Raw genomic sequence first — 21,218 nt, forward strand, 5'->3', positions numbered from 1 at the left:
AGAAAATAGATGTCACATACAGAGCTTACTAAACAGCCGCGTCGTTCGCTGCCCATTGGCCAGGTTGTTGCTGGGGCTGTGAAAGGGCTTGCGCCTCATTTGCTGGCGCGCAACCCGGTCATGGCAGTGGTCGCCATTGGTACTGCGGTGTGCTTTGGGCTAACGCCGATTGCTTTCGCACATGGCGAGAACGGCGGCTTTGCGCTCGCCATTGCGCTACTGCTGCTTGCTACCGTGCTGTTTGCCACCGGTGCGGAGTCGCTGGCGGAATCCCGGGGTAAGGCCCATGCTGGCGCGCTGCGCAAAACCAAAGGAGAGCTCAAGGCGACCAAGCTAAACGCTGACGGCACCACCAGCGCCGTGACCGCCGACTCGCTGCGTAAAGGTGACCGAGTGAAGGTGGTGGCGGGTGAGCTGATTCCGGCAGATGGCGATATCGTCGAGGGCGCGGCGTCTATCAACGAGTCAGCGGTCACCGGTGAATCCGCGCCGGTGCTGCGTGAAGCGGGCACCGATAACAGCGGCGTCAGCGCGGGCACCAAAGTGCTCTCGGATCAGCTTGTCATTGAAGTCAGTGCCAACCCCGGTGAATCCCTGCTGGATCGTATGATTGCCTTGGTAGAGGGGGCTAGCCGTCAGAAAACACCTTCCGAGCTGGCGCTTTCGGTGCTGCTTGCAATGCTGACCCTGGTATTTCTGATTGTGGTGGTGACGTTGGTACCCATGGCCGCTTTCGTTGGGGTAGAAACCTCAACGGTCATGCTGGTAGCGCTACTGGTGTGCTTGATTCCCACCACTATTGGCGGTCTTTTGCCTGCCATCGGCATTGCCGGTATGGAGCGCGCGATGCGTGCCAATCTGGTCGCCAAATCAGGCAAGGCAGTAGAGATCGCCGGTAGCATCGACACGCTGTTGCTGGATAAAACCGGCACCATTACCTTGGGCGACCGCCGCGCGACGGAGTTTGCCCCCTGCCAGCAGGTGCCGCGTCAACGGGTACGCGATGTAGCGTTTTTAACCTCTCTGGAAGACCCTACGCCGGAAGGCCGTTCGATTGTGACGCTGGCCACTGAGCAGGGTGTGGATGTGCAGCTTAGCGAAGAAGCGGATGGCGCAACTTTTGAAGCCTTCAGTGCTGAAACCCGGCTTTCAGGGGTGGATCTAACCAGCGGTAAAAAGCTACGTAAAGGTGCCCCCAATGCCATCGCCGAGTGGGTAAAGGCGCAGGGCGGCGTTATTCCCAGCGACTATCACCAGGTCATTGAGCGTATATCCCGCGATGGTGCCACCCCCATTGCAGTTGCGGAAAACCATCAGATTCTGGGTGTGGTAGCGCTGTCTGACGTGATTAAAAGCGGTATCGCGGAGAAGTTTGCCGAGCTGCGCGCTATGGGTATCAAAACCGTGATGATCACCGGTGACAACCCGGTTACCGCCTCGGCGATAGCCGCCACGGCCGGTGTCGACGACTACATCGCCGAAGCCACGCCTGAGCGTAAGCTGGCGCTGATTCGCGAAGAGCAGGCCAGTGGCCGACTTGTGGCCATGGTGGGTGATGGTACCAATGACGCTCCGGCGCTGGCCCAGGCTGACCTTGGTCTGGCCATGAATTCCGGCACCCAAGCCGCCCGCGAAGCGGCCAATATGGTCGATCTGGACTCCGACCCCGGCAAGCTCATTAGCGCGGTGGAAATTGGTAAGCAGTTGCTGGTGACCCGAGGCGCATTGACCACGTTCTCATTGGCGAATGATGTCGCCAAGTACTTCGTGATTCTACCGGCGCTCTTCACGGCGAGTTTCCCGGCGCTGGGCGTGCTGGATGTAATGAACCTGCATTCACCCACCACCGCGGTGCTGGCAGCCGTGCTGTTCAATGCGTTGATTATCCCCGCGCTGATTCCCTTTGCACTGCGTGGCGTGTCCGTAAAGGCCGCATCGGCGACGGTATTATTGCGCCGCAACCTGCTGATCTACGGTCTTGGTGGTCTGCTACTACCGTTCCCTGCCATCAAGCTGCTCGACATGCTGATTGCGCTGTTTATCTAGGAGAAGCGTCATGAATATAGGTATTAAAGATCCCGCGGCGATTAATGATGAAGAACAGCAGGCACCAACGTTGGAGACTAAAGCCACTTGGGGCAGTGCGCTGCGTTTTATGGTGGTGATGGCCGTTCTGCTTGGGCTGGTGTACCCCTTGGCCACTACAGCGGTTGGCGGTTGGCTGTTTCCTGAGCAGTCGCAAGGCAGCTTGGTTCGCGACGCCGATGGTCGGGTAGTGGGTTCAAGCCTGGTGTCACAAACCTTTGTCAGCGATGAATACTTTATCGGTCGCCCGTCAGCAGCGGGTAATGATGCAGGCGAGGTTTCGGGTTCTAATCTGGCTCCAAGCAATGAAGCGCTTCGTGAGCGTGCCCAAGCCGATGCCCAGGCGATTGCCCAGCGGGAAGGTGTCAGCGTCGATCAAATCCCGGTTGATCTGATCACCGCTTCGGGCTCTGGGGTTGACCCACATATCTCGTTACCAGCCGCGGAATTACAGGTCGCAAGGGTAGCGCAGGCGCGTGAAATCGACGAAGCTAGCGTCACTGAACTGATCGACCAAGCGCTTGAAAACACGGGCTGGCTGGGGTCGCCAGTGGTCAACGTATTGCGGTTGAATGTGAGTTTGGATGAGCGTTTTCCCGTCGCCACCACCACGTCGTCTGTCATCCCTGTGGAGTAGCTAAATGTATTCAGCGGATCAGCGACCCGATCCCAATGCATTGCTAAAAGCCGCGCGCCGAGAGGCGCGCGGCTGTTTGCGTGTATTTTTGGGAGCCGCCCCTGGCGTTGGCAAAACCTACACCATGCTTCGCACGGCCCGGGAGCGGGCAGAGGAGGGTGATGATATCGTGATTGGCGTGGTGGAGTCCCACGGGCGCGCCGACACCGAAGCGCTCTGTGAGGGGCTGTCACGTATTCCACTAGCGCCTTTACAGCACCATGGACGAACGTTTTACGAATTCGATATCGATGCGGCCCTGAAGCGGAAGCCCACTATTCTGCTGGTAGACGAGTTAGCCCATCGCAATATCCCCGGCAGCCGACATCCACGGCGTTATCAGGATATTGAAGAGTTGCTGGATGCAGGGATCGATGTCTGGACAACAGTGAACGTCCAGCATTTGGAAAGCCTTAACGACGATGTTGCTCGGATCACCGGCATTCGCATGCGCGAAACCGTCCCCGATGCACTGTTAGAGCGCGCTCGGGATGTATCGCTGGTGGACTTAACCCCGGAGGAGCTGCTCGAGCGCTTAAGACGCGGCAAGGTGTATATCCCCGAGCAGGCACGCGCCGCCATGGAGGGCTACTTTAACGAGTCAAACCTTAACGCGCTGCGCGAGCTGGCGATTCAAACCATGGCCGAGCGGGTGGATGCCGATGTAAAAGTGGCTATGGACGCCAGCGGTAGGGCAGGCCCTTGGCCGGTAAGGCCCCACCTGTTGGTGATTGTTACCGGTAATGAAGACGATATGACCCTTGTGCGTGCAGCCCATCGAATGGCCGAGAGGCGTTTGGCCGTATGGCGGGCGGTCTATGTGGATAAAGGTGTCGCCTCGCCGGAGCAGCAGCTTACGATTGAGAAGATATTTAGTCTGGTGACCCGGCTGGGAGGCGATTCACTTCGCTTGCAGGGGCATAGCCAGCTAGGTGAGATGCTCAACTACGCCCGCTCGATTAATGCCACTACGATTATGGTGGGACGCGACGCAAAACGCCGCTGGTGGCCTTGGTCAAGGCCGCTCGCCCAACGCTTGATTGCGCATGCCGACGTCTTCGATATCGTGGTAGTGGCTCAGAGCAGCGTGAAGCAAGGTAGGCACAAACGGCAGCCAGGCTGGAGGGTGCGACCACCTCAACTACTCGCCACCAGCTTGGCGGTGATGGTATCTCTCGGAATTGCTCACGTGCTAGAGCCCTGGCTGGAGCTTGCCAATCTTTCACTGGTATTTTTAGCCGCCGTGCTTTTCAGCGCTGCCTCGGCGGGCACCGCAATGGCGATGTTCAGTGCCGTTGCGGGTTTTTTGATCTTTAATTTCTTCTTTACAGAACCACGTTTGACCTTTGCCATGGTGGAACGAGGGCAACTGTTGACGGTGGTGTTCTTCTTTTTGGTAGCGCTAGTGGTGGGGCAATTAGCGGGTCGTGGGCGCCAGCGCTTAGTTGCACTGCGGTCTAGCCGCGATCAGACACAACTTCTGCTCTGCTACGCCGAGCAGCTCTCAATCGCCACCGACAGTGCCAGTGCCGCCAAAGTGGGTGTCGATACCCTGGTGCAGTGTTTTGGCGTCCCCGTTATTTTTATTGAAACAGCGGAAAGCGCTAGCGAGGTGCGTGTGGTCTACGCACTGTCGGATGACGAGCATCTGGACATGGCCGCCAAGCAGGCAGCGGTATGGAGTTGGCAACACCAAAAACCCAGCGGTCATGGCACTCAAACATTAAGCCAACAGGCGTGGCGCTTACTACCGCTCGCGGTACAAGGAGAAAAAGTGGGGATGCTGGCACTCAAGCTCTCTGCAAGCCCGAAGGCCTTGACTCATGAAAGTGAAGCATTAATCGATACGTTGGCGCGCCAGCTTAGCATGGCGCTGGAGCGGACGCGTCTGGTAGCAGAGCTTAACGCTACGCGGGTTTCAGAGGAGAACGAGCGTCTGCGTTCTGCGTTGCTTTCCTCCGTGTCCCACGATCTACGCACCCCGCTTGCCTCGATTATAGGTTCCACTAGTTCATTAATTGAGTTGAAGCCACAGCTCAGTGATAGTGATCAGCGTGAGCTGCTGGACGGTATTTTGTCTGAAAGCGAACGGCTCAATCGCTACATCCAAAATCTGTTAGACATGACTCGTTTGGGGCATGGCACACTCAAAATTGAACGTGACTGGGTCTCGTTTGATGATTTGATTAATGCGGCGCTCAAGCGACTAGGCCAATCACTCAGGCACGTGGTGGTTCGCAAGCAGTGGTCTGGCAACTTGCCGCTACTTTACGTGCACCCTGCGCTGGTAGAGCAAGCGCTGGTGAACGTTCTGGACAATGCCCAGCGCTTTTCGCCTCCTAATGGAGAGCTATTGATTAACGCATACGTAAGCGACGAGGACCCCAGCGCGTTGGTGGTTAGCGTTGAAGACGAAGGCCCGGGTATCTCACCAGCGTTACGTGAGCAGGTATTCGATATGTTCTACAGTGGCGGTGACGGTGATCGCAGTGCCCATGGTAGTGGATTGGGATTGGCGATTTGCCGCGGCATGGTTGGGGCACATGGTGGCACGATCACCGCTGGTGTGGGTACGAATGGCAAGGGAACTGCGATCATTATCAAGCTGCCACTGCTAGGTGCAGATATCAGGAGGATGAATGAAGAGTGAAGGGAACGGGCGCATTCTGGTCGTTGATGATGAACAGCAGATTCGCCGCTTTTTGCGCATCAGCCTCGCGTCCCAGGGTTACGGCGTGATTGAGGCAGCAAACGGTGAGCAAGCATTGGCAGCCGCTTATACCCAAGCGCCAGATGTCGTACTGCTCGATTTAGGCCTGCCTGATATAGATGGTCATGACGTGCTACGTGGTATTCGTGAGCAGAGTAGCGTGCCGATTATTGTAGTATCGGTACGCGACAGGGAGGAAGAGAAAGTACGTTCGTTGGATAACGGTGCCAATGACTATGTCACCAAACCTTTCGGTATTCAGGAACTGCTGGCGCGTATTCGGGCAGTGCTGCGCATTGCTCAAAAAGTCAAAGGAGAAGAGAGTGCCAGCTACTTCGCAAGCGCTAATGTCACCATCGATGTGGAGCTGAGGCACGTCATGGTGCACCAGCAGGAGGTTCGTTTAACCCGTAAAGAGTTTGCAGTCCTGGCGAAGCTTTGTCGCTACGCCGGTCGGGTGGTGACGCAAACACAACTGCTGAAAGAGGTATGGGGCCCGACACATACCGAAGATACTCACTACCTGCGTATTGTGGTGAGCCGCTTGCGACAAAAACTAGCCGACGATCCACAAACGCCGACTCTGCTGCAAACAGAAGCTGGCGTCGGCTATCGATTGCTAGTGGAAGCCTGCGCTCGGCCTACAAAGGCATCCTGACGCCCCCAAACCGCGGTCAACGCCGCCAGAACATGGGGGTCATCAGTACCACGACCGTCAATATCTCCAGGCGGCCCATCAGCATGCCCACACATAAAAGCCACTTGGCCGCATCGGGCAGGGTGGCGAAGTTGCCTGCCGGGCCAATGGTATCGCCCAGGCCAGGGCCGACGTTGGCGACGGCTGTCGCTGCGCCCGAAAGCGCTGTGACCAGGTCCAGCCCCAGCGCGGCAAGCCCTAATGCCAATACGGCAATAGTGATAAAGAAAAAGAACGAGAAGGCCACGACGCTGCGCGAGATATCGCTGGTGACTGGCTGCTGGTTGTAGCGGGTGGTAAAGATGCCGTTGGCATGAATCAGGTAGCGTAGCTGATTGCGCAGCATCAACATGGCGATCTGGAAGCGGAAGATCTTCATACCGCCGCTGGTGGAGCCGCTACAGCCGCCAATGAACGTCAGGTAAAAGAAAGCTGCAATCGGCAGTGTGCCCCACAGCGTATAGTCATCCGACGCATAGCCGGTAGTGGTGACCACGGACATGACGTTGAAGGTGACGTGAGTCAGGGAGACAAACCAGTCGTCGCCTTGCAAGACGCGCCAGGCGGTCAGGATGACGATGGCTGCCAACAGCAGTTTGAGCAGCCCACGCACCTGTTGGTCTTGCCATAAGGCGCTGCGCGAAGAGCGGATGAAACGGATGTACAGTACGAACGGTAGCGCACCGCAGAGCATGAAGAAGCTGCCCATCCACAGCAGCCAGGGCTGTTCTGCATAGGCGCCAAACGAGGCATCAGAGTTGGCAAAGCCGCCGGTGGAGAGCGAAGACATGCCATGCACGATGGCATCCAGTGGCTGCATACCGCCTAGCCAGTAACTGACCATGGCCGTTAGCGACAACATCACATAGATCGACAGCGTGGCTTTGGCAATGCCGCCGGTGCGGGGCATGACTTTATCCGACCAGTCCGAAGATTCGGTATGAAACAGGCGCATACCGCCCACTTTCAAAAACGGCAGAATGGCGATGCCCATGACGATAATGCCGATCCCCCCCAGCCACTGCATCAAGCCGCGCCAGAGCTTCAAGCCGTCTGAGAGATTCTCGATGCCCACCAGCACGGTAGAGCCCGTGGTGGTGATGGCCGACACGGATTCAAAGACGGCATTGGCAAACGTTAGCTGCGGTGCGCCAAGAATCAACGGCAGGCTGGCAAAGCCGCTAATGCTTACCCAACTGCCCGCCGTAAGGATAAACATCTGCCACGGTTTGAGTTCTAACGACGCACGATAAGTGAGCAGCAGTGTGGTAGCCACACAGGCGAGCACGAGCATGATAGAGAGGCCGAACGCCCGGGCGTCCGGGTCGCGTTCAATGAGCAGCACCGCCCAAGGCACCATCATGAACAGTGCGAGGATAAGCCATAGTACCGATAAAATCTTGAACACCGGTGCCCAGTGTCGGTAAAGCTCATTGCTGCGATAGAACCTTGCGTTTGTCGTATGCATTGCCTTGCTCATCGTTCATTTTGCTTAAGCATGGCCTATAACATCATGCACCTGCATAAAAAGTCCGTAAAAAATAAAATCCCGGCGCAGATTTCTCAGACGCCGGGGATGAGCAAGCCGCTCAAGCGAGGAAACAGCGCGTCAAGTACGCATCAACCTTTCACACCCCCAGCGGTCAGGCCGCCGATGATCCAGCGCTGGCAGATCAGGAAGGCCACGGTAATCGGCAGGCCAGATAGCACCGCCGCGGCGGCAAAGTTACCCCAGCGCTGGTTGTGGTCGGCCAGGTACTGCTGGGCGCCCACGGCCAGGGTCAGCTTGTGCTCGTCCACCAGCAGTACCGACGCCATGGGGTACTCCATGATGCTCATCACGAACGCCAGAATGAACACCACCATCAGGATCGGCAGCGAGAGCGGCAGCAGGATGTAGCGAAACGCCTGCCAGGTGCTGGCGCCATCCACCATGGCGGCCTCTTCCAGCGAGCCGTCGATGGATTCGAAGTAGCCCTTGATCGTCCAGATATGCAGCGCCACCGCTCCAAGCGACGCCACGATCAGTGCGCCGTGGGTGTTGATGCCCAGCCAGCCCACGAACTGCCCCAGCCGGTCGAACAGCGCATACAGCGCCACCAGCGAGAGCACCGCCGGGAACATCTGAAAAATCAGCATGCCTTTGAGCAGCGGCTCCTTGCCCTTGAAGCGCATGCGCGCAAAGGCGTAGGCGCTGGTGGTAGCCAGCATCAGGATCAGCACCGACGACACCACCGCCACCTTGATGGAGTTCCACAGCCACAGCAGTACCGGGAAGGGCGGCTGCACGACGGTGCCATCGGCGCGCTCCCAAGTGATACCCAGCGCCAGTGACCAGTGCTCCAACGAGACGTTGTCGGGGATCAGGCTGCCGCTGGCAAAGTTGCCCTCTCGAAACGAGATCGAGATCACCAGTAGCAGCGGAAACACGATCAGCGAGACGAAACAGATCAGTGCCAGATGTGCTCCCAGGCGGCGTACGCCCACGGAGCGTGGTTGAACCATTGCCATCAGTAACCTCCTAGACCTTCACTTTGGAAAGGCGCAAATTGAGCAACGACATACCGGCCACCAGCAGGAAAATCAGCGTGGCAATGGCGGCCGCCAGGCCGAAGTTCTGTCCGGCATCTTGGAAGGCAATGCGGTAGGTGTAGCTCACCAGCAGGTCCGTGGTGCCCGCCGGGGTACTGGCCCCCAGAATGTCCGGATTGCCACCCGTGAGCAGCGCAATCAGCACGAAATTGTTGAAGTTGAACGCAAAGGCAGCAATCAACAGCGGCGTCAGGGGCTTGATGATCAGCGGCAGGGTGATGTGGAACAGGTTGCTGATCGGGCCGCCGCCATCCACCGCCGAGGCTTCGTACAAATCCCGAGGGATCGCCTGAATCAGCCCCATGCAGAGCAGCAGCATGTAGGGGTAGCCTAGCCACGTATTGACGATGAGCAGCATGCTGCGGGCCAGCCACGGGTCGGTGAACCACTCGGGCCGCACGCCGAACAGGGCATCCAGAATCATGTTCACTTCACCGAAGTGCTGGTTGAACATGCCTTTGAAAATCAGAATCGAAATGAACGCCGGGACGGCGTAGGGCAGAATCAGCAGCGTGCGGTATATCGCTTTGCCGCGCAGCTGATCCCACTGCAGCAGGGAGGCCAGCACGAAGCCTACGGCCAGGGTGAACACCACGGTGAGGCTGGCAAACACGAAGGTCCATACGAAAATTTGCATGAACGGGCCGCGAATGTCCGGATCGGTGAAGATTTGCGTGTAGTTCGAGAAGCCCACGTTGACCGGCCAGCCCGGAGTGATGCGCTGGCCATCGTCGGCGACGAAAAAGCCGAGGGTGTGATCCGGTGTCAGCACGCGATCGTCTCGGCGGTCGTATAGCGTGCCATCCTCCCGGGCCTCGTAGCGGTCGAGCATGGGCGCAAACTGGCGAATACCGGCCATGCGCAGCTCGGTGCCTTCGGGAGTGATCAGGCGTAGCCCCTGCAGGGCACCGCGCGCTTGAATGATGTCGCGCATGGGCAGCGGGTCTGCGGTGGGGGCGTCACTGGCCGCCTGCAGGCCTAGCTGGCGAGACTCCACATTGGTCAGATTCAGCGGTGTCGACATCCAGCGCTGGCGCTCGTTTTCCAGCCGCAAACGCACCAGGTCGCCTTCGGCATAAAGCGTAAGATCGAAAGCGTCATCGTCCTCCTGATAGGTCTGGCTCATCAACTGGCTGCGCACCCGCTCTTCCGAGAGCAGATTGGTGGAGCTGTAGTTGCTGAAGCTGATCCCGAAGGTGTAGATCAGTGGAAAAATGACGAACACCCCCAGCCCTGCCACGGCTGGGAAAATATAGCGGTGGCTCATCAGCGAACGCTTGGTGAAGACCACGCCCAGCGAGCCGCCGAGAAGCAGAAACAGCAGTGCGAACATCCACTGCCCGTTCAAATGAAAGGCCAGTACCAGCCAGAGCAGAGCGATGACCAGGGCCGCTATCACGCCGCGCAGGGCCCAGCGGGTGTAGCGTTCGGCAAGATGACGAGGGCGGTGGCGGGGCAGGCCACGAGACGCATTGGTGATATACATGATGGCTTCCTGAAGGCTGCCCGGCGCTTACACCGCCGGGCAGCAAGGGCAAAAGAGTGGCTACTGGCGCATCCGGCGAGCAGCGGCATCCAGCGCTTCCTGGGGCGATTGGCGCCCGCTGCCGATGTTCTGCAGCGCGGGCTCCATGGCCGCCCAGAAGGCTCCCATTTCAGGAATGTTGGGCATCGGCATGCCCACTTCGGCGTTGTCGAGCGTGGCGGCAATGTTGGGGTTGTCCGCCAGCGCTGCCTGGTAATCGATATGCGCCACTGCGCCCAGCGAACCGTCGCTGTTGAAGGTGCGCATGCCCGCTTCGCTCAGCAGGTAGTTCTCCAAAAACTCCACCGCCAGAAAGTCGTTGGGCGTGGCGGAGTTGATCATCGCGGTCATCACGCCAAACATTGGTCGGGCGCGCTCGTCGCCTACCCGGGGCAGCAGCGCCACGCCATAATCGATGCCGCTGCGCTCCAGGTTGGGCCATGCCCAGGGGCCACTGATCATGGTGGCGACTTCGCCCCGGTTGAAGCGAGTATCCATCAGGTTGTAGTCGGTGCCCCGGGGCACTACGCCGCTATCGATCAGCTCCACCAGCAGCTCGGCCCCCTGCAAGGCACCGGCATTGTTGACCCCAATGTCGCTGACATCATAGCCGCTATCGGTTTGCTTGAACGGGTAACCGCCGTTGGCGGCCAGCAGGGTCCAGCCATAATAGGGCTCGCTGTAGTCGAACAGGATGGCCTTTTTACCCTCGGGGGCCAGGGTGGCGTCCAGTTCGATCAGTTCCGCGAAGCTGTCGGGTGGGGTATCCACTAACGCCTTGTTATAAATCAGGCCAAGGGACTCCACGGAAATCGGGTAGCCATAGGTATCGCCGTTCCACAGCGCGGCTTCCCAGGTGAAATCGAAAAACCCTTCACGGAACGCGCTGCTGGGGGATACCTGCCGGAGCAGGCCGCTTTGCGCCCATTCCCCCATGCGGTCGTGGGCCCAGATGACGATGTCCGGCCCCTGGCCGCTCCCCGCCGCCTGCTGAAAGCGGTCGGTGAGGTTGTCCGGAAACACCACCTCTACCCGGATGCCGGTCTCTTCCAGAAACTGCGCGGCCACCGCGCGAATGCCTTCCTGCCCCTTGTTGTCGCCCATCCAGATCGTCAGGCGGTCCTCCTCGAAGGCCAAGGCGGGGGTAGCGATGCCGGTGACCAATGCCGTGGCGAATAGCGGCGTGAAAAAGCTGCGTTTCATTGTCATGATGTGCATACCTCGTGTAAGGCCATTGTTATTGTCGTGCACGATGCCGTCAGCGCGTGCCTTGTCGTGCCAGCCTCGCCAATCTGGTGTTGTGCCGCCTCCTCCCTGCGGGGGAGTAGGATGGCGTATGTCGGGGGCGTAGGGCCGAGCGCTGCAGGCACCGCCTGACAGGAAAAGCAGCCATGGTGATTTTTTTGTAGTAAAATTACACGAAATATTGCGTATAATGCCCGTTATCAGATAGATTTTAGGTAATCTAACTACATAAGTTGGATCACCTAATTATAAACAGGAGCTGAGATGAGCCAGTCACATGCACCGCTAGGCGACCCCAATCATGCGATTGATCTCGCGCTGTTCGGGGCGCTTGGTGATCTTGCCATGCGCAAGCTGTTCCCTGCGCTGTATCATCTTGACCGCGAAGGGCTGATGCCTGAAAGCACGCGGATCATGGGGCTGGCGCGTCAGGAGCATGACACGGCCGAGTTTCGTCAGCTGGTCAGCGCCGCGTTGCAGAAGCGCCTGAAAAAGGACGAGCAGGACAAGGCCAGCATGGAGCGCTTCCTGCAACGGCTGGAGTACCTGAAGCTCGACTTCACCACGGTGGACGGCTACGACGCGCTTCGCCAATGGCGTGAAGGCGCACGGCGCCCCATGGTGGTCTACCTTTCCGTGGCGGCGCGGATCTATGGCGATATCTGCCACAACCTCCAGGCCAGCAATAGCCTGGATGACGACACCCGAGTGATCGTCGAGAAGCCGATTGGCTATGACCTGGCGTCGTCGGAAGAGATCAACGACGCCATTGGTGCCGTGTTCCCCGAGTCCCGCATCTATCGTATCGACCACTATCTAGGTAAAGAGACGGTTCAGAACCTGATTGCCCTGCGCTTTGCCAACCCGCTCTTCGGCACCCAGTGGAACCAGAACCACATCTCTCACGTCGAGATCACCGTGGCTGAAAAGGTCGGCATCGAAGGGCGCTGGGGCTACTTCGACGACGCGGGCCAGCTGCGCGATATGGTGCAGAATCACCTGCTGCAACTGCTCTGCCTGATTGCCATGGACCCGCCTTCCAATCTGGATGCCGATGCCATCCGTGATGAGAAGGTAAAAGTGCTCAAGGCGCTGAAGCCGTTTACCGGCGAAGCGCTGGGCCGCGACGTGGTGCGTGGCCAGTACATTGCCGGTACCAGCGATGGCCAGGCCGTGCCGGGCTACCTGGAAGAAGAGGGCGCCAACACCCAGAGCCAGACCGAAACCTTCGTGGCCATGAAGACCGAAGTGTCCAACTGGCGCTGGGCAGGCGTGCCGTTCTATCTGCGTACCGGCAAGCGTATGCCGGAAAAGCTGTCGCAAATCGTCATTCACTTCCGTCAGCAGCCGCACTACATCTTCGACCCGGACCAGCGTGGCATCGCTTCCAACAAGCTGATCATTCGCCTGCAGCCGGAAGAGGGCATCGCCCTTCAGGTGCTCACCAAGGATAGCGGCCTGGACAAGGGCATGCGCCTGCGCCCCGGCCCGCTGCACCTGGATTTCAACAGCGCCTTCCCGAAATCGCGTATTCCGGATGCCTACGAGCGTCTGCTGCTGGAAGTCATGAAAGGCCAGCAGTACCTGTTCGTGCGGCGTGACGAAGTGGAGCACGCCTGGCGCTGGTGCGACCAGCTGATCAATGGCTGGAAATCACGCGAAACTCCGCCGCGCCGCTACCCCGCAGGCTCCTGGGGGCCGGTGGCCTCGATTGCCATGATCACCCAGGATGGCCGCAGCTGGTACGAGGATTATTGAAATGAGCACTACACGACAAGCGCTGGCCGAGCAGCTGGCCGAAGCCGTTTATCAAGCCCTGGCGGCAGACCTTGCGCACCAGGAGCGTGCCCTGCTGGTGGTATCGGGCGGTTCGACGCCGGTGCCGTTTTTCAAAGCGCTGGCGCAAAAGCCGCTGGCCTGGGCGCGGGTGGACATCACCCTGGCCGATGAACGCTGGGTGGATGAGCAGAGCAGCGACAGCAATGCCAAACTGGTGCGCGACAACCTGCTGCAAGGCCCGGCAGCAGCGGCTACGTTCGTACCGTTGACCTCGGCACACGGCACGCCGGAAGAGGGCGTGGCTGCCGTGGCCGAGGCCACGGCAGGCCTTGCCTGGCCCGCCAGCGTGGTGATTCTGGGCATGGGCGGAGACGGCCACACGGCCTCACTGTTCCCGGATAGCCAGGAGCTGGGGCTGGCGCTCTCCACCGACGAGCCGCTGGTTGCCGTGCGCACCCCCAGCCAGCCGCAGCCGCGTATTACTTTCTCGGCGGACCGCCTGCATCAGGCAAAACGCCACATTCTGCACATTACCGGCGATGACAAACGTGCCGTATTGGCCAACGCCATGAGTGGTGACGACGTTCGGACACTGCCGATTCGCGCCTTTTTATCTTGCCCGCTGGCGATCTACTGGGCGCCCTGACGGCAGGCCTTCGCCAATAACAATTTGCTTGGAGATTCACTGATGACCATCGATAAACAGTTACCCTCAACGCGCACCGCCGAGCTGGACAGTATTTGCCTGAAGGCCGAAGTCATTCCGGTCATTACCATCGAACGCATCGAGGATGCCGTGCCGCTGGGCCGTGCGCTGGTAGAGGGCGGCCTGAGCGTTCTGGAAGTGACGCTGCGCACCGACTGCGCGCTGGAAGCCATCAAGCGCATGAAAGAAGCCCTGCCGGGGGCCAGCATTGGTGTCGGCACGGTGCTCACGCCTGCCCAGTACCGCCAGGCCGAACAGGTCGGCGCCGATTTCGTGGTGACGCCGGGGGCCACCGAGGCGCTGTACCGCTACGGCGTCGAGAGCCCGGTACCCATGCTGCCGGGCGTTTCTACCATTTCCGAGCTGATGACCGGCTGGCAGTACGGCTACCGCCGCTTCAAATTCTTCCCCGCGGAGTCCAGCGGCGGTGCCAAGGCAATCAAGGCGTTCGGCGCGCCGATCCCGGAAGCGCGTTTCTGCCCCACGGGCGGCATCACCGTGGACAATGCCGAATCCTACCTCTCGCTGCCCAACGTGATGTGCGTCGGCGGCTCCTGGCTGACCCCGAAAGCCATGGTCGACGCCGAAGATTGGGACGGCATCCGCGAACTGGCCCGTCAGGCCGCCGAGCGCTTCCATCACTGATGTAACACCGTAATACCGTACCGAGCACTCTCGTCACTTGCTTCACTGATGTCGGGTCATGTGAGCAGGACGCTTGCCCGAGCATGTTGCCATGCTCGGGCTTTTTTGTTGGACTTGACTAGGACTAAAGACGGATAACGTCGATATATTCGCGTCAACTAAGATGAGGCTTCGATATGTCAGACATTTGGCGCGCGTCTCGATGTATGGCGCGTTCTTTATATAAAGAGGAAAGCGAGCATGCATATGTTGACCCTGGCGTCGTTCCTGTTTTTCACAGGGCTTGTCGCCTTCATTACGTGGCGCATCACTCGGCGCGACGATCACTCCAGCACTAGCGGCTATTTTCTAGCAGGGCGCACGCTTACCTTTCCGCTAATCGCAGGCTCGCTGTTAATGACCAACCTCTCTACGGAGCAGATGGTAGGCCTCAACGGTGCGGCGTTTGCTGATGGGTTAAGCGTCATGGCTTGGGAAGTTGTGGCAGTGATTGCTCTGGTCGCTCTGGCGTTATTTTTCCTTCCGCGCTTTCTGAAAAGTGGTATTGCCACGCTGCCTCAACTACTCGAAATTCGTTTCGATAAAACAACGCAGCTGATCACCAACGTCATTTTTCTTATTGCCTACGCGGTCATTCTGCTGCCGATCATTCTCTACTCGGGCGCCATTGGTTTGCAGGGAATGCTCGATCTTCAAGGGCTGACGGGCATTGAGTCGACCAATACGCTGCTTTGGCTGACGGTATGGATCGTTGGCATCATTGGGGCCATCTATGCCCTGTTTGGCGGGCTGCGCACGGTTGCTGTATCCGATACGCTGAATGGCGTCGGGCTTTTGATTGGCGGTTTCGTCATCGTCTATTTCGGCCTGCAGGCGGTCAGTGACGGCAGCGGCGTGATGGAAGGTTGGAATATTCTCAAAGAGAGCGATCCGGATAAGCTGAATTCGATTGGTGGCCCTGAACAGCAGGTGCCGTTCTTCACCCTGTTTACCGGCGTCTTCCTGATTAATCTCTTCTATTGGAGCACCAACCAGCAGATCATCCAGCGCACTTTTGCCGCGAAGAACCTGGCCGAAGGGCAGAAGGGCGTACTGCTGACCGGTCTCTTCAAACTTCTGGGGCCTCTGTATCTGGTGCTGCCGGGTATCATCGCTTATCACTTGTATGCCGATCAGGGCGTACGTGCCGACGAAGCTTATGGCCATCTGGTATTTAACGTGCTGCCCCCTTACCTCACCGGTTTCTTTGCCGCCGTGATGGTCGGGGCCATTCTGTCGTCGTTCAACTCTGCGCTGAACAGCACCACGACGATTTTCAGCATGGGTATTTATAAGGGTGTGCTGAATAAAGACGCGACCGAAGCGCAGGTGGTGAAGTCCGGCAAGGTGTTTGGTTGGATCATGGCTGTGACCACCATGATCATCGCGCCGCTGTTGGCGGGCCAGGAGAGCCTGTTCGGCTATTTACAGAAGATGAACGCGATCTACTTCATCCCCATTCTGGCGGTCGTGCTGGTGGGATTGCTGACCAAGCGAGTACCGCCGATGGCCGCCAAGGTGGCGCTGATCGGTGGCTGTTTGCTGATTGCCGCAGGCTACTTCGTTCCGCCGTTCACGCTATTGCCGCAGGTGATGCACGAGTTCCACTTTGTCGCGCTGGTGTTCGTGCTGCTGGTGGCGGTGATGCTGGTGATTGGTAAAATGCGTCCCCGCGAGACCGACTGGGTTCAAGAGCACAGCGGTGATGTGGATTTGACGCCTTGGAAAGGCGCTGTGCCTGCCGGAATCGTATTGGTGGTGCTGGTCATCGTGATGTACATCAGCTTTGCGGCTTAAGGCCTGGCATTCATAACGCAGTGAACAAGGCCCCGCTATGGTTATCGAGGCCTTGTGCTTTAAGGCTATTGGCTGGTCAGGTCAGTCGCAGAGGTAATTCTGCTAGGCCTGCAATACCGGTTTCTACCACGTAAAGCGAGCCTGCGGTCGGCTCCTGAGCTAACTGCTCAGCGCTAAATCCTTCTTGTGCTGTGGTGATATAGAGCTTCGTAAGGCCGGGGCCAGCAAATGCTGGGCAAGAAGGTTGGCTCACTGGTAACTCAACGCGACCAATAATGTCGCCATCAGGGTTTAAGCGCACGACCTGTCCTGCCCCCCACAGGGCTAGCCATAGGCAGCCTTCGCTATCGACGACTGCGCCATCGGGATTGCCAGCGGTAGAGGAGAAGTCTGCCCAAGGCTCTGGGTTGCCCTGGGGCCAGCCTTCCCTGTCTAGCGTCCAGCGCATCACGACGCTTGTGGCCGTATCGGTAAACCAAGCCAAGTGGCCGTCTGCCGAGAAACAGAGGGCATTGGGAATGGTTAGCCCGGTGCGTAAGCGTGTGAGTTCGCCTCGATGCAAGCGATACAGTGCTCCGGCCCCCGGTTCGGCAGCCTTACCCATACTGGAAAGCCACAGACTGCCGTGGCGGTCCACGCGGGCGTCATTGCTGCGAGTAAGCGGGTTATCGGTTTCAAAACTTCCCCATCGCTTGACGGTTCTAACGTGCGGGTCGAAGAGGCTCAAGCGGTCTTCACCCACCAGCAGCAGGCCGCCGGTGTCGAGCGGAGTAGCCAACGAGATTTTGTGATCGAGCGCATATTGACCGCTATTCTGGCTGGCAGGGGCTAGCCAGTGCAGCCGCTGCTCAAGAATGTCGCACCAATAGAGCCGCTCGTTCGCTGCGTCCCACTGTGGGCCTTCTCCTAGCGTGCAACGGCAATCAAGGGCCAATTCCGCTTGCCAGGTTGAGGTATGCTCGTTTGGACTCATCATTGCCTAGCTGCCTGCCAAGCGTCGACCAGCGCCTGTGCCTGTTGTCCAACTTGAGCGGCGCTTTGGCCGGGTTTATACAGCGCGCTGCCAAGGCCCGCTCCGTCCACGCCAGCAGTGCGCCACTCGGCAAAGTTCTCTACTCCTACGCCGCCCACGGCATATAGCAGCGTCCCTTTGGGCAGTACCGCGCGGACTGCCGTCATGCCTTCTAGACCCACCTGGGCCGCTGGAAATAGTTTTAAGCCGGTAGCGCCGGCGTCTAATGCATCGAACGCTTCAGAGGGGGTGACGATGCCCGGCCAACTGGCCATGCTAAGCCGATAAGTTTCTTCGATGACAGCCGGGCGGCAGTTGGGGGATACGATCAAACGGCCCCCAGCGGCGTGAACATCCCGCACTTGCGCGGTGGTTAAGACCGTTCCAGCACCAATCACGGCGCGTTCGCCAAAGGCATCCACTAGGAGACGGATGCTGTCTAACGGTTCGGGTGAGTTCAGCGGCACTTCAATCTGAGTAATCCCAGCGGCAAGCACCGCGCCTGCAATCTCAACAACGTCGGTGGGGGTGACTCCACGTAGAATACCGATTAAGGGCAGTGACATAGGCGATTTCTCCATATATCGGTTCGGCAAGCAAGGGCAGCGTTAAGCCGTTTCCTTGAGTGCATGGTGGGCGAGGCTTAGGCCTGCCAGTACGGCGGTGTTGCCGTCCAGATGCTGAGTAGGGTGGCCGATGGTATTTAATGCCAAGGTGTAGCGCTGGCAAAGGGCTTGATTGCCAATCAGCGTAATGGGCTCATTTGACGCGTACTGGCGGGATGCACTGGATAGTTCTAATCCAATCACCAAGCCCGAGAGCCTCGCCGCCAGGAGATTGTGTCGTAGGACATCGCTGGGCGGTTTGGTGTCCAGCAAGTCCTGTGCGCGTAGGCCAAACAGGCGGCTGCTAAAGGCGTCTGGAGCCTCATAGCTTTCACGCACCGCTGCCAGGAAGATGTCACGCCCTATCTCGTCATCCAGGTCGTCGCTGCCGATGGAGTGCCGTAACACCGATTGACGCGCCAGCAAATGGTAAAGCTCCCCTGTTAAATAGGTACTAAAGCTACCCACCGTTCCCGCTTCCAGCTGGGCCCATTTAGAGTGAGTGCCCGGCAGACAGGCGAGACCTGAAAAGTGGGGGTGATCAGCCAGCAAGCCCGCCAGTTGGGTCTCTTCGCCGCGCATAACATCGAAATGGGTAGCGTTAGCGCGGGTTTGGCTCAAGCCGGGGAGTAAATAAACTCGCAGCTGCTGGTTAGCCAGTTGAGGCGTCACTGCTCCCATGCCTAGTTGATGAAGGGGCGTGGGCACTGGTAGGTAGGCGGCTTCCAACCAGCCTTGGCGTGCCCCTGCCATACCGCACACCACCACGTCCACCTGGCGGTTCGCGGGCAGCCAGTCGGCGATCAAGCGCAGTAACTCAGCTTCATACTGAACTGGGGTTAACGCGAGCATTCCCTTACTGCTACTGGCTTGGGCAATGACTTGATCGTGCTGGTCCAGTCCCCAGACGCGAAGATTACTGGAGCCCCAGTCTGCGGCAACCCATGCTAGGTGTTGTTCAAGGGCGCTCTTCATGTGCGCTCTCCATCCACGGCGATGAATACGCTTTGACCAGCTAAATTATTAAACTCCACTTTATTGATTGGATCTGTCATGCCGCTCTCCATTGGCTAGCTCAAGGTTACCACTCGGCGATTGAGCCATCTTCATGGGTCCACAAAGGGTTGCGCCAGCGGTGCCCGGTTTTGGCCCGCTCTTTGACAAAGGCTTCATCGATTTCCACTCCTAACCCTGGGCCTCGAGGGATGGCACAAAAGCCGTCTTCAATGGCTAACGCCGTTTTATCCACTAGGTAGTCCAGCACATCGTTACCCTGGTTGTAGTGGATCCCCATGCTTTGTTCTTGGATAAAGGCGTTATGGCTCACCGCATCCAACTGCAGAGAGGCGGCCAGGGTAAGAGGGCCCAGCGGGCAGTGGGGCGCTAGAGCAACGTCGTAGGAAGAGGCGAGCGCCGCAATTTTTAGCCCTTCACTAATACCGCCGCAGTGGGAAATGTCCGGCTGCACGATATCGATCATGCCGTCTGCCAAGAGGTCGCGGAACTGAAAGCGGGTGTGCAAGCGCTCGCCGGTAGCTAGAGGGTAGCCAAGGCCTCCAGCGATATTTTTTAAGCAGGCCAGGTGTTCGGGAGCCACTGGCTCTTCGACAAACATGGGATGAAACGGCTCCAGTTCGCGTAGCAGCGCTTTCGCCATTGGCCGATGTACGCGGCCATGAAAGTCGATGCCAATACCCACGTCAGGCCCTACCGCGTCCCGCGCTTCTGCTACTCGGGCGACCGCCTCATCCACTTTGCGATGGGAGTCGACGATCTGCAACTCGGGCGTGCCGTTCATTTTGAAAGCGGTGAACCCTTTCTCTACCAGGGCTTTAGCACCCGCGCCCACATCGCTTGGGCGGTCGCCGCCAGTCCAGGCATACATCCGCATCTTATCGCGAACGGCCCCGCCTAAGAGTTGATGGACGGGCACACCCAGATCGCGCCCTTTTAAATCCCATAGCGCTTGGTCGATCCCTGCAATGGCGCTCATCAGAATCGGGCCGCCTCGGTAGAACCCCGCGCGATACATGGTGTTCCATAGGTGCTCGATCCGGTGAGGGTCTTGACCAATCAAGTAGTCGGCCAGCTCGTGCACGGCGGTTTCTACCGTGGCGGCACGCCCTTCAATGACCGGTTCGCCCCAGCCGTAGCACCCTTCATCGGTTTCGATTTTGAGGAAAAGCCAGCGGGGCGGCACTTGCCAGGTTTTTAAACGGGTGATTTTCATCGATCTTCTACCTTTGCTAGCGAGATAAGTGATTAATGAGTGAAGGAGGGCTCGTCGACAATGCCCAAATCGACTGCCGTACGGCGCAGGACTTCTTTGGCAGCCGCCGCTGCGGCTTCCGGGTCGCGATGGACGATGCCCTTTAAAACGGCCTGGTGCCTCGTTAAGCTGTCATCAAGCGTGCTGGTTTGGTGTTGGGAGCCGTGCACCAACGCCATTATAGAGGGGCGTAATAAGTGCCCCATTTGCCGCCATACAAGGTTGTGGCTAGCGCTGTAGGTGGCATCGTGGAACATCACGTCGTATTCCGCGTGCTGATGGCGACCCGCCGGGTCCGTTGCCGTTCGCTTCATGCCTTCAAAAGCGGCTCGCAAACGGTCGAGGTCTTCTTCATTAGCGGCTTGGGCCGCTAAACTGGCCACGATCGGTTCTGCCGAAAAACGAAAGGCGTAAATGGCGCGGATCAGCTCGGGATCTAGGTTGGTAAGCCCAGTCATCCATTCGCTCATCAGCGGGTCGAGTAAGTGCCAATCGCTCATTTGTCTGATTTGCGTTCCTCTACCTGCTGTGCGCTCTAAAAGCCCGGCAGCCGTTAAGCTGGCTAAGGCGTTGCGTACTTGATTGCGGCTGACGCCAAAGTGGTTGCTGATATCCATCTCTTTGGGGAACAGCTCGCCTGGTTGCCATGTTCCCGCCAGCAACGCTCTGGCTAGCAGGCGCGCTAAATTGATGGCTCCGCCGGAGTGAGGCGGTAAAGCATTCAGCGACATGGATAACTCTCTTTGAAATAGTTTGAAAAAGTCTATTAAATGTCTGACATTTTAACAAGTCAGCCAATAGTAGCCAGTAAGGCTATTGGATGAAAGATTAAGAGA

General features: G+C 58.4%; 17 protein-coding genes. 8 read left to right on the plus strand and 9 right to left on the minus strand.

Translation table 11 applies throughout. From position 1 onward, the window contains the following. Positions 1–9 precede the first annotated feature (9 nt). Genes kdpB through IE091_RS08510 form a run of 4 tightly spaced genes read left to right on the plus strand, consistent with a single transcriptional unit; the run spans position 10 to position 6,129 of the window. Positions 10–2,046: a potassium-transporting ATPase subunit KdpB gene (gene kdpB / locus IE091_RS08495; protein WP_189463405.1), complete on the plus strand. Its 2,037-nt coding sequence runs from the start codon at positions 10–12 to the stop codon at positions 2,044–2,046. A gap of 10 nt (positions 2,047–2,056) precedes the next feature. After that, entirely contained in the window at positions 2,057–2,722 is a 666-nt protein-coding gene (gene kdpC, locus IE091_RS08500; protein WP_189463406.1) for a potassium-transporting ATPase subunit KdpC, read from the plus strand. 4 nt (positions 2,723–2,726) lie between these two features. Further along, the gene (locus IE091_RS08505; protein WP_189463407.1) at positions 2,727–5,411 is read left to right on the plus strand and encodes a sensor histidine kinase; all 2,685 of its coding nucleotides are present in this window, start codon (positions 2,727–2,729) and stop codon (positions 5,409–5,411) included. After that, on the plus strand, positions 5,401–6,129 hold the full coding sequence (locus IE091_RS08510; protein WP_100731537.1) for a response regulator: 729 nt from the start codon (positions 5,401–5,403) through the stop codon (positions 6,127–6,129). The genes IE091_RS08505 and IE091_RS08510 overlap by 11 nt, the downstream gene beginning before the upstream one ends. A gap of 16 nt (positions 6,130–6,145) precedes the next feature. Here IE091_RS08510 and IE091_RS08515 read toward each other — a convergent pair whose 3' ends face one another. The 4 genes from IE091_RS08515 to malE form a co-directional block, all read right to left on the minus strand. Then, on the minus strand, positions 6,146–7,636 hold the full coding sequence (locus IE091_RS08515; protein WP_189463408.1) for a TrkH family potassium uptake protein: 1,491 nt from the start codon (positions 7,634–7,636) through the stop codon (positions 6,146–6,148). A gap of 152 nt (positions 7,637–7,788) precedes the next feature. Then, on the minus strand, positions 7,789–8,679 hold the full coding sequence (gene malG / locus IE091_RS08520; protein WP_189463409.1) for a maltose ABC transporter permease MalG: 891 nt from the start codon (positions 8,677–8,679) through the stop codon (positions 7,789–7,791). Between the two features lie 10 nt (positions 8,680–8,689). Continuing rightward, positions 8,690–10,246 carry a maltose ABC transporter permease MalF gene (gene malF, locus IE091_RS08525; protein WP_189463410.1) on the minus strand — a complete coding sequence of 519 codons (1,557 nt, stop codon included), beginning with the start codon at positions 10,244–10,246 and terminating at the stop codon, positions 8,690–8,692. A gap of 60 nt (positions 10,247–10,306) precedes the next feature. Continuing rightward, entirely contained in the window at positions 10,307–11,494 is a 1,188-nt protein-coding gene (gene malE / locus IE091_RS08530) for a maltose/maltodextrin ABC transporter substrate-binding protein MalE (RefSeq protein ID WP_422822521.1), read from the minus strand. A gap of 300 nt (positions 11,495–11,794) precedes the next feature. Here malE and zwf point away from each other — a divergent pair, with 300 nt between their 5' ends. The 4 genes from zwf to IE091_RS08550 all read left to right on the plus strand — a co-directional run bounded on the left by zwf (position 11,795) and on the right by IE091_RS08550 (position 16,496). Then, positions 11,795–13,288 (plus strand): glucose-6-phosphate dehydrogenase, encoded by a 1,494-nt coding sequence (gene zwf, locus IE091_RS08535; protein ID WP_096922764.1) that lies wholly within the window; start codon positions 11,795–11,797, stop codon positions 13,286–13,288. A gap of 1 nt (position 13,289) precedes the next feature. Further along, the gene (gene pgl / locus IE091_RS08540; RefSeq protein WP_096922765.1) at positions 13,290–13,955 is read left to right on the plus strand and encodes a 6-phosphogluconolactonase; all 666 of its coding nucleotides are present in this window, start codon (positions 13,290–13,292) and stop codon (positions 13,953–13,955) included. Between the two features lie 42 nt (positions 13,956–13,997). Beyond that, on the plus strand, positions 13,998–14,660 hold the full coding sequence (locus tag IE091_RS08545) for a bifunctional 4-hydroxy-2-oxoglutarate aldolase/2-dehydro-3-deoxy-phosphogluconate aldolase (RefSeq protein WP_039179577.1): 663 nt from the start codon (positions 13,998–14,000) through the stop codon (positions 14,658–14,660). Positions 14,661–14,900: 240 nt separating this feature from the next. Further along, the gene (locus tag IE091_RS08550) at positions 14,901–16,496 is read left to right on the plus strand and encodes a solute:sodium symporter family transporter (RefSeq protein WP_096922766.1); all 1,596 of its coding nucleotides are present in this window, start codon (positions 14,901–14,903) and stop codon (positions 16,494–16,496) included. A gap of 76 nt (positions 16,497–16,572) precedes the next feature. Here IE091_RS08550 and IE091_RS08555 read toward each other — a convergent pair whose 3' ends face one another. The 5 genes from IE091_RS08555 to IE091_RS08575 form a co-directional block, all read right to left on the minus strand. Continuing rightward, positions 16,573–17,472, minus strand: coding sequence for an SMP-30/gluconolactonase/LRE family protein (locus tag IE091_RS08555; protein WP_229800788.1), 900 nt, complete (start codon positions 17,470–17,472; stop codon positions 16,573–16,575). Further along, a complete protein-coding gene (locus IE091_RS08560) occupies positions 17,469–18,074 on the minus strand; it encodes a 2-dehydro-3-deoxy-6-phosphogalactonate aldolase (RefSeq protein WP_096922767.1) in 606 nt (201 codons plus the stop codon). The genes IE091_RS08555 and IE091_RS08560 overlap by 4 nt, the downstream gene beginning before the upstream one ends. A 42-nt stretch (positions 18,075–18,116) precedes the next feature. Next, on the minus strand, positions 18,117–19,088 hold the full coding sequence (locus IE091_RS08565; protein ID WP_096922768.1) for a 2-dehydro-3-deoxygalactonokinase: 972 nt from the start codon (positions 19,086–19,088) through the stop codon (positions 18,117–18,119). A 106-nt stretch (positions 19,089–19,194) separates the two neighbouring features. Continuing rightward, complete coding sequence (gene dgoD, locus IE091_RS08570; protein ID WP_189463412.1) at positions 19,195–20,343, minus strand: galactonate dehydratase; 1,149 nt, start codon at positions 20,341–20,343, stop codon at positions 19,195–19,197. Positions 20,344–20,375: 32 nt separating this feature from the next. Then, positions 20,376–21,113, minus strand: a complete 738-nt coding sequence (locus IE091_RS08575; protein WP_096922770.1) for a FadR/GntR family transcriptional regulator — start codon at positions 21,111–21,113, stop codon at positions 20,376–20,378. Positions 21,114–21,218 lie beyond the last annotated feature (105 nt).

It is taken from the genome of Vreelandella hamiltonii, from assembly GCF_014651775.1.
In the GTDB taxonomy this organism is placed as follows: domain Bacteria; phylum Pseudomonadota; class Gammaproteobacteria; order Pseudomonadales; family Halomonadaceae; genus Vreelandella; species Vreelandella hamiltonii.

Bases quoted from the DNA above. Each gene is read 5' to 3' on its own strand.
- kdpB (WP_189463405.1), top strand. From the start codon at position 10: ATGTCACATACAGAGCTTACTAAACAGCCGCGTCGTTCGCTGCCCATT.
- kdpC (WP_189463406.1), top strand. From the start codon at position 2,057: ATGAATATAGGTATTAAAGATCCCGCGGCGATTAATGATGAAGAACAG.
- IE091_RS08505 (WP_189463407.1), top strand. From the start codon at position 2,727: ATGTATTCAGCGGATCAGCGACCCGATCCCAATGCATTGCTAAAAGCC.
- IE091_RS08510 (WP_100731537.1), top strand. From the start codon at position 5,401: ATGAAGAGTGAAGGGAACGGGCGCATTCTGGTCGTTGATGATGAACAG.
- IE091_RS08515 (WP_189463408.1), bottom strand. From the start codon at position 7,636: ATGCATACGACAAACGCAAGGTTCTATCGCAGCAATGAGCTTTACCGA.
- malG (WP_189463409.1), bottom strand. From the start codon at position 8,679: ATGGCAATGGTTCAACCACGCTCCGTGGGCGTACGCCGCCTGGGAGCA.
- malF (WP_189463410.1), bottom strand. From the start codon at position 10,246: ATGTATATCACCAATGCGTCTCGTGGCCTGCCCCGCCACCGCCCTCGT.
- malE (WP_422822521.1), bottom strand. From the start codon at position 11,494: ATGACAATGAAACGCAGCTTTTTCACGCCGCTATTCGCCACGGCATTG.
- zwf (WP_096922764.1), top strand. From the start codon at position 11,795: ATGAGCCAGTCACATGCACCGCTAGGCGACCCCAATCATGCGATTGAT.
- pgl (WP_096922765.1), top strand. From the start codon at position 13,290: ATGAGCACTACACGACAAGCGCTGGCCGAGCAGCTGGCCGAAGCCGTT.
- IE091_RS08545 (WP_039179577.1), top strand. From the start codon at position 13,998: ATGACCATCGATAAACAGTTACCCTCAACGCGCACCGCCGAGCTGGAC.
- IE091_RS08550 (WP_096922766.1), top strand. From the start codon at position 14,901: ATGCATATGTTGACCCTGGCGTCGTTCCTGTTTTTCACAGGGCTTGTC.
- IE091_RS08555 (WP_229800788.1), bottom strand. From the start codon at position 17,472: ATGATGAGTCCAAACGAGCATACCTCAACCTGGCAAGCGGAATTGGCC.
- IE091_RS08560 (WP_096922767.1), bottom strand. From the start codon at position 18,074: ATGTCACTGCCCTTAATCGGTATTCTACGTGGAGTCACCCCCACCGAC.
- IE091_RS08565 (WP_096922768.1), bottom strand. From the start codon at position 19,088: ATGAAGAGCGCCCTTGAACAACACCTAGCATGGGTTGCCGCAGACTGG.
- dgoD (WP_189463412.1), bottom strand. From the start codon at position 20,343: ATGAAAATCACCCGTTTAAAAACCTGGCAAGTGCCGCCCCGCTGGCTT.
- IE091_RS08575 (WP_096922770.1), bottom strand. From the start codon at position 21,113: ATGTCGCTGAATGCTTTACCGCCTCACTCCGGCGGAGCCATCAATTTA.